The following is a 13,396-nucleotide window of genomic DNA, read 5'->3' on the forward strand; positions in this document are numbered from 1 at the left end:
TTTACTTTTTATGGAACGAATACAATTTCATCTATACCGATCTGGGCTCTTGGCTTTTTAGCTCCCATGACCTTTATACTTACCAGTTCTGCCCTGTTCAAATCTATCGGAGTGATTATTTTTACTAATTCGCCCTTTTCAACGGAATCATCCGTCTCCAGATTGATTGTCTTATAGATTGCTCCGTCCTTCGATATTTCGATTTGCCGGGGAGGGTAGAAACGATGTCTGGGAAGATTCAAGAAACTGATATAAATGTTTCCTGTCTTATTGATACCTTTTACAGGCAGACTGATTTCATATTCTTCTTTCGGAAGAGTTGTCCAGCCGCAATGATAATTGCCGGGTAAACCGTGCGTGCTGTCTGTAAGTCTCTTCAACCCATCTTTGTCCGTTGGGGGAGTTGAAGAAGGCATGATTCCGAGAAATAAGTTCTTTTTAATGTCGGAAGCAAGTATATACTGTTCCCATTCTTTTATATAGTAGTCGATTTCATCGGCCGATTCATTATAGTACTCCATCCCCGTGAAAGCATGATGTTCTTTGAGTTGGGTAAGCCATTTCCGCGCTTGCGGAGTCGGTTGGATTTGTTTTCCGTTTCGTTGGGCATATCCGTAAGGATCATAACTGTGGTTGCGTCCCATCTCCAGACGTGTATAAGACAAGGCTGTCTGGAGTTCATGGAGCTTTTTACGCTCTTTCCCTTTCGCATCGGAAACATAATCGCCCATTTCATCATAGAATTTGATAAACTTCTCCGGATTGAGGAATGACTGCTCCAATTCTGCAATACCGGCATAGATACCTAACTTCTTACCGGACTGGACGCTGTTTTCCAAATTAATGTAATAGTCGTACAGCCATTTCTTTGATAGGAGGTACTCTTGATTGAAATAGTCTCTGACCAGTTCCTCAACGGGAAGTTCCGGGTTGATGAGAAGTGCCGACAGTACAAAAGTCCTCATTGCATCGAAAGAAGAATAGCTGTATCCGCTTCCGTTGAAAAAAATGCCACTGGCTCCGTTCTGCTTGAAGAACCGGAGTCTCTGCTGGGCTATCTTCAATATGGGGAAAGGTGTCAGATAGTCATCGAAGTTGTTGATGTAATCCCATATATAAATGTTCTTCGTAACTTTCTTCCATTGATTCAGCTGTTGCATAAACTTTTTTTCCTGTGCATTCTTGCCGTCTATCCGTCGGAGTGGAAAGTCTATGGCGCTGACAATGATACCTGCATTGGACGGCAACTGTTTGTCCGTAACCTGCTTGGTGCTCAGATAGGATATGGTAAAAAAGGAATGTTTAGGAAAGCGTTGCGACAGCCGGAGTAACAGTTCTGTGACGGCAGGTGTTGCGTTCTTCTCCGTATTTCCCATCGCTGTGCAACTGGCGCAAGTACAGGCGTACGGAGTATCATCCGGAGCAATGACAAAACGAGAACTTCCCTTTTCACCGATATTATCTACGATATAGCTCTCAATTTGCCGATACATCTCTTCGGAAGAGAAACAAAGTTGTGAGTCGTCTGTCTTACCGTGGATGGTAGCATATACCTTATCTACATTGTCTCCCAATACTTTTCTCAGGTTGTGTCCCCATATACCCCAACTGTCGTCAAAGTTATTGAGTCCCATTACTCCCGTATAATCGGGATTCAGACCGGAAGGGGAATAGATACTTTGATAATCAAAAGCAAACGTACCGCAAGTATCTGTCAGATTGATGATGGCGGGAGGAAGGTCGGAACCGTCGATACGCGGGTCTTCCTTGCTTATCTTTTTTATCAATTGGTATTGCAGCCACAACATTTGTCTGTCATCGGCTGCTGTGAGTTCTATTTCCGATCCTTTGATGGCGATCCTGAACCCTTCCTGCAAGGTCGGATCTATGCGTATGATAACACGCCACATTTCCTTCTCTGATACCCCGAAAGCGACCATTTCATCGTCATTTGCACGCTTTTTGAGGTGCTCGTACAGGTATTTGGCCCATCGGGTATCTTTGTCCGTCGGGTCTTCGCCGATTGTGATGAGGTAGCCTTCCTTGGAGGCAAATATCTCGGTGCGCGCCTGCATATGGCAGCCGGATAAAAGGCAGCAAACGCATATCATTCCTGCCAGTAGGGGGCATAGCTTATCAGAATGAAATATAGATCTGTGCATAGATATTATATAGGTTTTTATAGCGTGTCGATACCGTTTCTATTCGATGGATCGGATCCGTTCCCCGCACTGTATTCGTCTGGTTATAATAGGTATTCCAAGTCCCCATCAGGCCGATGGTAATGTTGGGACTGACCATATATTGGCCTCCCAAACCTACCATTGTGTTGGTATGTGAGAAGGAACCGGGCAACGCATAGTCTAATACGGCCGTTTCCGGTGCCGAACCGATACTTGCCATGGCATTGATATTTGTCTTTCCATCGCTGGCAGGGAAATATTTCGCACCGACCTGCGCATTGTAATAGAATTTGGAGTTAAAGAAATGAAGGTCGAGTTTGGCATTAAGCCGGACCTCTTCGATGGTCTTGGCTACCTCTCCGCCAACGGTGAGCAGGTTTGTTTTCGACTCATCCCATCCGGTGAATATGTATCCGTTTTCTCCGTTACTGCCGGCAAAGAATTCGTTATTCCACTCATAATGCTTGTTGTAGGCAGTTACCCGTCTGTAGCCGACATGTCCCGCTATTTCCCAATCATTCTTGAGATAATGGCGCAATGCTACATCGGCAGTAATGTCCGGGAAGTATTTGGTGGCAAAAGCGGCATTGATCGTAGTGCTCCATTTCGGTGAGAAGTGATGCGTCCATTCGCTTTGTACCTGAATGCCGACTCCGCCCGGCGTCTGTTCCTCCGCCTCCATATTATCGCTTGCCGATCCGCTTCTTCCAGCATAGTTGATACGTCCGGTATAAGTATTTTTCCGGTTTTTACGGGTATATTCGGCGGTGGCGACAGAGGTGATAATATCCTCTTCACCATAGCGGGCACGCAGATAAGTCAGGGCTATCTCATTTTTAAGCGTCATGCTTCGTAAGCCCGATAAATGCCGTTGGAAAGAGCGATATTCCATGATTGAAGGCTCGTAGAACTTCTGATAATAGTATGCGGAATCAGCTTGTCTGTTAGCCTCATACACCACTCCCTTTGTGTATTTCAAAGATTTGTTCTGACTGTCGAAAAGTAACGCTGTGTCAAGCACCGCAAGGGCTTGCTCAGGTTCTTTCGCTTTTGTCAGTTGCAAAGCGCGGTATTCACTGCTTTGCGAGAAAGCGCCTATAATCTCCTTATTACTCGGATATTTATTGAGTATCGGCTTCAAGAATTCCAGCGAAGCTTCGTATTTTTTGTCACGGTCCAATACGGTAGCCCTTTTGGCTTGATAGAATGGCTCTTCCGGATAGAAATTGATACCTTGTGCCGTATATTTCTCGAATTCATCGTATTTTCCCAATAATCCAGACGAGTTGATGGCATAGCGTAGTCCTAAATCACTCGATGGATTCAGGCTGACGAGTTTGACGGCTTCATCGTATGCTTTCTGCGTAGCCCCCGCTTCCATACATTTCTTGATGTAAGGAATTGCCAGTTCCTCGTATCCTATCACGTAGAAAATGCGCATATCCTCATCACTCTGTTCGATGGCAGACAGATAAAGTTGCAAAGCTTCTTCTGTTTTATCCATTTTATCGAGGATAAATGCCCTTTTCAACGTGCCGTTTTCGTAATCGGGGAAATGAAGTGTGATGGTATCCAATGTGGCGAGCGCTTCGTTGTAACGCTTCATATTGATATAGCAACTCAGTGCTTTTTCCCATGCGGCACCGTTTACTTCGTTGTCTATATGCCTTTGTGAAACGAATAATACATGAGGCAATGCCTCCGAATACAGGCCGAGTTCCATAAGTCTTTCGGCTTTTTTCATGTGAAGGGAAGACATGGCCAAAGCAATATCGTAATCATCGGGATACATATCATACAGCTTCTTTAAAGCCGAGTAAGCGAGATCGTCCTCATTCATTTGACGATAAAGCATATATTCCTTATACAAGATTCCCTTGTCTGTGTTACCGTATTGTTTCTTCGCCTCTCTGATATAGAAGAGCGCGTCATCGGTGTATCCTCTTGTCACGGAGGTATTCAGCAGATAATCCAATGCTTCCTTATCCTTGTTTCCGCCTTCATAAGCCATTCCGTAGAGTACATAAGGATCCCGTTGCTTTTCGGAGCGGGCGGCTTCCAGCAACAGATTGTTATACATACGCCGTATTGCCGGACTGTTATTTCTTCTCATCTGTTCCTGTACAAATACCAATGCTTCCGGAAAACGTGCCAATTCACCGAGAATTCCGGCTCTTTTGATGATAAGTGCGGAACTTCCGGGAATAGCCGCCAATCCATTGGACGACCAGCCTAAAGCGGCTTCCCGGTTACCCTCCTGCAAGTGCAGATTGATAATGTCCAGATAAAACTCTTCATTATCGGGAGATATCTTGATGAGCTCGGTCAGTCTTTCGATTGCTTCCTTCCGGTTACCGCCTTTTTTCATCTGGCGATATCCCATTTCCAGACTATATACATAATCCTTCCGTAAAATGGTATCGTTCGGATAAATCTGATTGATACGTCTCAGCAAACGGTCGGCTTCCACATCGTTGTTCTGTTTGCGGTACAACTCAATCTTTCTGCGCCACAATCCACGCCAATACGGATTTACTTCCAGCAACTCATTTACATAGCAAATCGCACTGGAGTAATTTTCTGTGATGTCTTCGACATCCACCAGTAAATGTTTGGCATTGACATTATTATAATTATCCTCCACCGCTTTGACAAGATGATAACGAGACTGATCGTAGTCTTTCTCATGGAACCAGTATTTACCCATGAGCCATTGAAGATCGGAGACTTTCGGGTATTTCTGAAGTCCTTCATCCAACAGTGCTTTCCCCGCTTCCCACTCTTCATTGGCAAAATGCTCCTGTATGATCTGGGCATATTGCTCCGGCGTCTGGAAACCTTTGTCGCTTCCGATGGAAGAGGTTATCAGCAGGAGCAAACAAGCTAATATGGTGATCTTATGGAGAAATACTCTGTTCATCTTATCTTGTTATTTATACATTCTTATATTGTTGCGGGTTCAGGATTGACTTTGGTATCTTCCTCATTGGCATTTCCTTTCTTCTGTTTGAATCCTGTCCGTTCCATCTTCTTCCACTTGAAGTCTCTCTTGGTCAAATAACTGAGGTATCCCCTTAGGGAACAGAATGTAATGATGGGATGATAGAAAATCGGTTCCAATATGGAGGCAATGATAATCCATAAATATTCGTATCCTCTTTTATAAAGCATTCCGACGTAGTAATCGTAAGTGATAACCACGATGGACAGGAATTGGCAGAATACGTAAATGGTCAGGTAAATCATCCATGCCGTATTCCAGTTGACAGCCCCTGTGAAAGCCAGGTAAATGAAAACGCTGAATCCTGTAACCTCAATGATGGGTGCCAAGAATTCAAAGATAAACATATAAGGTAGGGTTAACAGCCCCATCTGTTTATAGGTTTTCTTGAAAATCATCTTGTGATGGACGCTCAATGTTTGGAATAATCCCCGTGCCCAACGGGTACGTTGGCGGTAAAGCATTGCCAGGTTGGGAGGTCCTTCCGTCCAACAGCAGGTGTCCGGTATCTGCACTATCTTGTAAGGCCGGGAGAAGTCGCACATATATCCTACCATGCGGGTAATCATGTCCATGTCTTCCGCAAAGGAAGTGCCGTCATAACCTCCGGCCGCAATAGCTACGGAACGGTCAAAAAGCCCGAATCCACCGGATACATTCGGCATCCCGTTGATGGCCGACCATCCCATCTTACCTATCAGATAGGAACGCATATATTCCAAATTCTGGAAAAGCGGAATAGGGGTACGCGGAGTCTTGACATCAACAATCTGCCCGTCCTTCACTACGCAACCGTTAGCCATCAGCATAGTTCCGCTCACGGCAATCACTTGTTTGTCAGAAGATATGATCGGTGAAATACAACGATACAATGCATACTTCTCCAGAATACAGTCCACATCTGTACAGATAAAATAAGGATAGGAAGAGGCGTTGATACCTGCGTTGGAAGCGTCCGCTTTCGTTCCTCCGTTCTCTTTATCGACAACGATGAGGCGGCTGTATTTCGGATTTGTAGACTTCAGAAGCCTTTTGAACGGTTTGGTCTTGATTCGTTCGATGTATGCGTATGGTACTTCTATCAGTTCATAATATTCGGTAATTTTCTCCAAAGTCTTGTCCGTGCTACCGTCATTCACGATAATAACTTCGAAAACTGGATATTCGAGGGCAAGCATCGAGTTAACATTATCGATAATAGTCTTTTCTTCGTTGTAGGCAGGGGCAATGACCGAAACACCCGGTGTATAGGGAGATTCTTTGATAATTTTCCGTACATAACTTTCCACATAGTAGTCTTTTCTCCGTTTCAAAGAAATGAAAGAGAGGAAAGCGAATACGATAAAAGATATCGCCAGCATACTCGTATAAAAGAATACGAAATAATTGAAGAAGGTAAATAGTATATCTTTCATATTCTTTTTATATTAACTGGTTAATAAGCGGGTGTTTTGTATGAGCGAATAAGATCGCTGTATGAGAATCGGCTTTTCTCTCCAATTGTTCGAATGTTTTCCTGCCCATAGCACTGTAATCGTAAAGGGCTTTCAGAATCACTCGCTTTGTTCCCCAATTGTCAGCGTCATCGTAAGCATTGTACAGGAATCCTAAAGCCTTATCAGTTTTCAAGTCTGCAATAGCTGTGATAATCTGCCGTTTGACTTCTTCGGGCTGCACATTGTACATCTCAATTAGCTTCGGTTCTACCTCTTTGTACTTAAGTTTGCCTAACGTCTTTATTGCCTCGCTTCGTATTTCTACAGAACGGGCATTGATTTGCTTGGCGAGAGTCGGAGCACTTTCTGTTTCATTATAAAGTCTGATTTCATTAATGAAGAATATCTTCACATTTTCTTCAGCCGAAGTATTTACCCATTTAATGAAACTAGGCGTATTGTAGCCTACTTTCCGGCGGTGTTCGAGGATAGCATGTAATTCCATCATATCCCATTGCCTTAGCTTCATGCTGATGTCTTCATCGAAGAAACGGAACGGGTTTCCCTGACTTAGCCACATATATGTATAGCGTGCCGAATTCCTTAGCTCTATTTTACGGTGATAAAGGAAACGCACCAATACTGCTTCAGAGGCATATCCATTGATGGATTGAATGATTTTCAGGGCTTGTATCTTGGCTCTCTTAGCTCCGAATTGAAGTTCATGTTCGAGGAAACGGGTTATTTGGAATACAGTTTGTATCGAATGGTAGTTCACTTCATTGATTTCATTCTCATGTGCAGTCTTTATCTCGGTCAGCAGTTGAGTAATGATGCGAAGCTCATTGGGTTTAGGACGCTTTTTGGTATCATACTTCAGTCTGTCAGCTATCTCTCCCTCACTTATTGTGCTGGAATCTAAAGAGATAGATAGCATATCTTCATAGTATTTGTCGTAAACCTTTTGGTATCTACGTTTTTCTTTCTTTCTGTTGAATATACCATATATGATATGTAATAAAAGAAATAGGTACGCAATGATGCAGAACATTACAGCAATCGAACATATTCTTATTATTAAAGGATAGCCAATAAACTTGTAATATATCCAGTAGAAATAATATTCTATGTAATCTATGCCATATAATACTTGCTCCATTTCTTTTGATATATTTAGCCAAAAACTTGTATATTCAAAACGGAATCCTTACATTTGTTGTATGGAATGTCTTGTCTTATGCAAATATAAGAAATAACTTGTATATATTATCCATCACCGATGAACAAGGCTTTTGCGGTAAGTTTTATAGCTACTTGTTATTTTCGATGGAAAGGGAAGAAATTAAAGACAAGGAAGGCTGTTATATGATTTTGTGTTAAATATTTTTGTGATTAGTTAACAGAAAAGGCTCGCATATGGATGGCATAAAGCGTGGTTTCAATTGAGAAAAGGAAGATGAACAGTTATTAAATTTGAGAATTATGATGAAAATTAGAAGTTTGATGTATGTCCTTATGGGAACATTTACCATTGTTGCCTGTACAAACAGTGACAATGAAGCAACAACGGGAGATAGTCCTACGGACAAGATCTCTACGGGATTTGACTGGGCGACAAGCCGTACAGTCTCGGTATCTATAACATCGGCTAACAAGACACTTGTTTCTTTATATTCTGATGCGGAATGTAAAATTCCTTTGTTGGAGAATGCTCTTGTAGAAGGTGAAACAACTGTGGATTTGAATATTCCGATGCATTCTCAGGCTGTATATGCTAAATATACTGCTATGTCAGGTTCCCAAGTACGGACAATTAATTTGAAAGCGGTTACTCGGGCAGATGGCTCTATTAATTTGGAGGATGCAGTAGCGCCAACAAGTGAAGAGGATGCAGATTTTCGTTTTTATCATAACACAGGAGTTGCTATGTTTGAAGACAACTGGCCGAAGCAATCTAATGGTCCTGACAACGATTTGAATGATGTTGTCATCGAGTATGACCTAAAGGTTACCGAATGCCAAGTAGAAAACTTGTTACCTGCACATGGCTATAAAGAAGGGCTTTTGCTTACTTTGGATCTTCGTGCCAAAGGAGGATATTATCCGACAAAGTTGGGTGTGGAGTTGATTGGACTTGATAAGAAGTATATTAATGAGATTACTTCTCGTATTCTTTGGAAAGGCGGACAAGGTATGGAAGAAGAAATGGTCAGAGAAGAAACTGGGGGTGATTTTGTAGAGGTAAATATGAATACTTATAAACTGACTGTCGATGCAAAGACAGGTAATCCGGTGATTATGTTGGATGGATTGTCCGCACTTGGTGATAAACAGAATTTCTTTCAAACAACAGAAGGTTATATTGTCATAGGAAAACCGATGTTACGTGCTGAAATTAAGTTTGCCGGTAAGAATCGTTCTGAAATCACTGATAATGAAGGGAAAAATCAACTGGAAGCTTATAGAAATTTGATTTTGGATACAAAGAAACAAAATTTCTTTATTGTGACGAATGATAATAAAGAGATTCACATGAAAGGATATGAGCCAACCCGTTTCTATACAAATTATGATGTTGATGCAGCAAAAGCTGATGTTGAAATGATAAATGGTATTCCATATTGTAATAAGAACGGCTTCGTTTGGGGGGTAAAAGTACCTGTGGGTGTGAAGCATACATACGAAAGAGTGCCTTTTGCCGAAGCTTATCCTCAGTTTACTGAATGGGTACAAAGTAATGGAGCTCAGAATAAAGATTGGTATTTGGCACCATTATATGGAAAAGTAGTAGAAGCTTGGTAATACAAATGCATACCCAATACGTTATTTGAGGTATTTTGTACAATTTGAACCCCTCTTTTTTCGAAAAGAGGGGTTTCTTTGTATCCGAAAGAATGATCTTTAAACTAATACCATAAATAATGAAGCAATTTTTTATTAGCTACAGTCTGATTACTTTTCTTCTTTTGGATAGTGTGGTGCTTTTTGCGCAACATACTAGCTCTTTTGTAAAACAGTGGAAAATAGAAGATGAATCCCGTGCTTTACAGATAATAGAACATGCCGATACATTGGAACTGATTGTACCGGGTGGGTTGACTCTATGGTCCTCACAGCGTCTGACGGGTGATTATGAAATCAGTTACCATATCTGTATGGTGATGAAAGGGGGAAGGCACGATCGTCTGAGTGATTTGAATTGCTTTTGGGCTGCCAATGATCCTAAACATCCCGACGATCTTTTTGCTCGCAGCCAGTGGCGCAACGGTGTCTTTAAGAACTATAATACATTGAACCTTTTTTACGTTGGATACGGGGGAAATGATAATTCTACCACCCGTTTTCGACGTTACAGAGGAGAATATTATGGTATTGCAGATGATAAAGTCAAACCGTTATTGAAGGAGTATACTGATACGCCGCATTTGCTTGTACCCAATAAATGGTATGAAATCCGGATTCGGGTAGAAAAAGGAATGACTACTTACGCGGTGAATGGTGAAGAATTATTCCGCTATACCCTCACCGGAAACGAAGGAGACGGACATTTCGGCCTGCGCCTTTTGCAAAACCACGTGTTGTTTACCGGCTTTAAAGTGACTTCTTTTTGAGACTGTTTATACCGCATATAGAAACCTAAATAAGATATAAATACCCATGATGAAACAACTCTTTACCAGACTACGGGTGATTACCCTATTCTCATTTTTGTATTCGGCATTTCTTCATGCGCAAGTCGTGACCGACGAGCGGATGTTCTCTTTTGAGGAATCGAAGATTCCGGATTACATAACAGGTGTCAATTCGCAACTCTCTATTTCCGATACACATTATAAAGACGGAAAACATTCGCTGAAATGGGTCTTTGAGCCTGGAGGGGTATTGGAATTGAAGAAGGATTTAAAGTTTGAAAAGAAAGATCCGACGGGTAAAGATTTATATCTTTCTGCTTTTATAATATGGGTGTACAATGAGGAGCCTCAGGACGCAACAATTGAGTTTGAGTTTTTGAAAGATGGCAAGAAATGTACTTCGTTTCCTTTCGGAATCAATTTCAGCGGTTGGCGTGCTGCATGGGTTTGCTACGAACGGGATATGCAGGGTACTCCGGAAGAAGGGATGAATGAGCTTCGTATTGTTGCTCCGAATGAAAAAGGAAGCCTTTTCATCGATCATTTGATCACTGCGACGAAGGTGGATGCCCGTCAGCAAACAGCCGACTTACAAGTTCCTTTTGTCAATGCCGGAACTAATAATCATTGGTTGGTTGTCTATAAACATTCATTGTTGCAGCCGGATATCGAACTGACTCCGGTGAGCGAGGCGCAAAAGAAAGAGATGAAATTGCTGGAGAAGCGTTTCCGTGACATGAACTATACAAAAGGTAAAGTATCGGATAAAGAGATACAGACTATCCGCAAGAAATATGATTTCTATCAGATTACCTATAAGAATGGCAAGGTTTCGGGGGTACCTATTTTTATGGTACGTGCTTCGGAAGCTTATGAACGCATTATACCGAATTGGGACAAAGATATGCTGACCAAGATGGGTGTGGAGATGCGTGCTTATTTCGACTTGATGAAGAGAATTGCTGTTGCCTATAATAATAGTACGGCGAATCCGGAAGTCCAGAATGAAATGAAGGAGAAATTCCTGGCAATGTATGACCATATTACCGATCAGGGAGTGACGTACGGTAGTTGTTGGGGAAATATTCATCATTACGGGTATAGTGTCCGTGGTCTGTATCTGGCTTATTTCCTGATGAAAGATGTGTTGCGTGAGGCTGGTAAATTGCAGGAAGCCGAACGTACCTTGCGTTGGTATGCCATCACTAATGAAGTATATCCGAAGCCGGAAGGTAACGGTATTGATATGGATTCATTCAATACACAGACTACCGGCCGTATAGCAAGCATTCTGATGATGGAAGATACTCCTGAAAAGTTACAATACTTGCGGTCATTTTCCCGTTGGATAGATTACGGGTGTCGTCCGGCTCCGGGATTGGCCGGTTCGTTTAAGGTGGATGGCGCTGCTTTTCATCATCGCAACCTTTATCCGGCTTATGCCGTCGGTGGTTTGGATGGGGCGACTAATATGATTTATCTTCTCAACCGGACAGAGTTTGCTGTCTCTGAGCTGGCGCATGAAACAGTGAGGAATGTGCTACTTGCCATGCGTTTTTACTGCAATAAGCTGAACTTCCCATTGGCTTTGTCCGGGCGTCATCCCGATGGAAAGGGGAAATTGGTGCCGATGCATTATGCAATGATGGCTATGGCGGGAACTCCCGATGGAAAGGGGCAATTTGACGAAGAAATGGCAGCCGCTTATTTGCGCTTGGTGTCCGGTGCTTCTTCCGATGGTCAAGAACCGGAGTATATGCCGAAGGTATCCAATGCACAAGAGAAAAAGATTGCAAAGCGGCTCGTAGAGAAAGGTTTCCGGCCCGAACCTGATCCGCAGGGAAATCTGGCGTTGGGGTATGGTTGTGCCTCTGTGCAACGTCGCAGTAACTGGTCGGCAGTGGCTCGCGGACATTCCCGCTATCTTTGGGCGGCCGAGCATTATTTGGGACGTAATCTCTATGGCCGTTACTTTGCGCATGGAAGTTTGCAGATTCTTACCGCAGCTCAGGGACAGACTGTGACGCCTGCTACCAGCGGATGGCAACAGGAAGGTTTCGACTGGAACCGTATTCCGGGTGTGACTTCCATTCATCTTCCCCTCGAACAGTTGAAAGCGAAAGTTATGAATGTGGACAGGTTCTCCGGTATGGAAGAGATGCTCTATTCCGATGAAGCTTTTGCCGGCGGACTGTCACAACAGAAAGAGAATGGGAACTTCGGTATGAAGTTGCATGAACATGATAAGTATAACGGAACTCACCGGGCACGTAAATCTTTCCATTTCATCGGTGAAACAATCGTTTGTCTAGGATCGGATATTGAAAACGCCAATGCGGAATATCCTACTGAAACCACTATATTCCAATTGGCGGTAACCGACAAAGCGGGACATGATTATTGGAAAGGTTATCAAGGTGAAGGTGAATTATGGATGGATCATCTCGGAACCGGATATTATGTACCTGTTACGGCTCGTTTTGAGAAGAAGTTCCCGCAACATTCCCGTATGCAGGATACCGGTAAGGAGACGAAAGGGGATTGGGTATCATTGGTTGTCGATCATGGAAAAGCCCCTAAAGGTGGAAGTTATGAGTATGCTGTTCTTCCGCAGACAAGTACGGCTACCTTACAAGCGTTCGCCAAGAAGCCTGCATATAAAGTTCTCCAACAAGACCGTAATGCCCACATCGTACAGTCTTTATCGGACAATATCTATTCTTATGTACTGTTTGAAACTCCACAAGCGTTGCTTCCCGGCGGATTATTGCAACGGACGGATACTTCGTGCCTGGTTATGATTCGCAAAGAATCTCCGGAAAAGATGTTGTTGACCGTATCGCAACCGGATTTGGCATTGTATCGCGGTGTAAGCGACGAGGCTTTTGATAAAGACGGAAAGCGGGTAGAGCGCAGTATCTATTCCCGCCCGTGGATTGATAACGAGAGTGGTGAGATTCCGGTAACTGTAACGTTGAAAGGACAGTGGAATATAAAGGAAACTCCGTTCTGTAAAGTACTCTCCGTTGACAAGAAACAAACAGTACTCCGCTTCACTTGCAAAGATGGCGCAAGTCTTGAAGTCATGCTGGAGAAGCGGTAGTTCCCTACATTGAAAACTTTGGTTTCCTGCCTTGCAACTTT

General features: G+C 43.0%; 7 protein-coding genes. 3 read left to right on the forward strand and 4 right to left on the reverse strand.

The features are described 5' to 3' along the window. Nucleotides 1-8: 8 nt before the first annotated feature. The 4 genes from H8S63_RS13300 to H8S63_RS13315 are packed head-to-tail and all read right to left on the reverse strand — an operon-like array spanning nucleotide 9 to nucleotide 7,779. Nucleotides 9-2,162 carry a DUF4838 domain-containing protein gene (locus H8S63_RS13300; protein WP_186927062.1) on the reverse strand — a complete coding sequence of 718 codons (2,154 nt, stop codon included), beginning with the start codon at nucleotides 2,160-2,162 and terminating at the stop codon, nucleotides 9-11. After that, entirely contained in the window at nucleotides 2,137-5,103 is a 2,967-nt protein-coding gene (locus tag H8S63_RS13305; RefSeq protein WP_186927063.1) for a hypothetical protein, read from the reverse strand. The genes H8S63_RS13300 and H8S63_RS13305 overlap by 26 nt, the downstream gene beginning before the upstream one ends. A 23-nt stretch (nucleotides 5,104-5,126) precedes the next feature. Beyond that, the gene (locus tag H8S63_RS13310) at nucleotides 5,127-6,599 is read right to left on the reverse strand and encodes a glycosyltransferase (RefSeq protein ID WP_186927064.1); all 1,473 of its coding nucleotides are present in this window, start codon (nucleotides 6,597-6,599) and stop codon (nucleotides 5,127-5,129) included. 7 nt (nucleotides 6,600-6,606) lie between these two features. Next, the gene (locus H8S63_RS13315) at nucleotides 6,607-7,779 is read right to left on the reverse strand and encodes a HEAT repeat domain-containing protein (protein ID WP_186927065.1); all 1,173 of its coding nucleotides are present in this window, start codon (nucleotides 7,777-7,779) and stop codon (nucleotides 6,607-6,609) included. Between the two features lie 323 nt (nucleotides 7,780-8,102). On the opposite strand from H8S63_RS13315, the gene H8S63_RS13320 reads away from it, so the two are divergent. The 3 genes from H8S63_RS13320 to H8S63_RS13330 all read left to right on the forward strand — a co-directional run bounded on the left by H8S63_RS13320 (nucleotide 8,103) and on the right by H8S63_RS13330 (nucleotide 13,355). Next, nucleotides 8,103-9,422, forward strand: a complete 1,320-nt coding sequence (locus tag H8S63_RS13320; protein ID WP_255467661.1) for a DUF4842 domain-containing protein — start codon at nucleotides 8,103-8,105, stop codon at nucleotides 9,420-9,422. A gap of 116 nt (nucleotides 9,423-9,538) precedes the next feature. Beyond that, nucleotides 9,539-10,231 (forward strand): DUF6250 domain-containing protein, encoded by a 693-nt coding sequence (locus H8S63_RS13325; protein ID WP_186927102.1) that lies wholly within the window; start codon nucleotides 9,539-9,541, stop codon nucleotides 10,229-10,231. A gap of 46 nt (nucleotides 10,232-10,277) precedes the next feature. After that, nucleotides 10,278-13,355: a chondroitinase family polysaccharide lyase gene (locus H8S63_RS13330; protein ID WP_186927066.1), complete on the forward strand. Its 3,078-nt coding sequence runs from the start codon at nucleotides 10,278-10,280 to the stop codon at nucleotides 13,353-13,355. Nucleotides 13,356-13,396 lie beyond the last annotated feature (41 nt).

Source organism: Bacteroides sp. NSJ-39, from assembly GCF_014287315.1.
In the GTDB taxonomy this organism is placed as follows: domain Bacteria; phylum Bacteroidota; class Bacteroidia; order Bacteroidales; family Bacteroidaceae; genus Bacteroides; species Bacteroides finegoldii.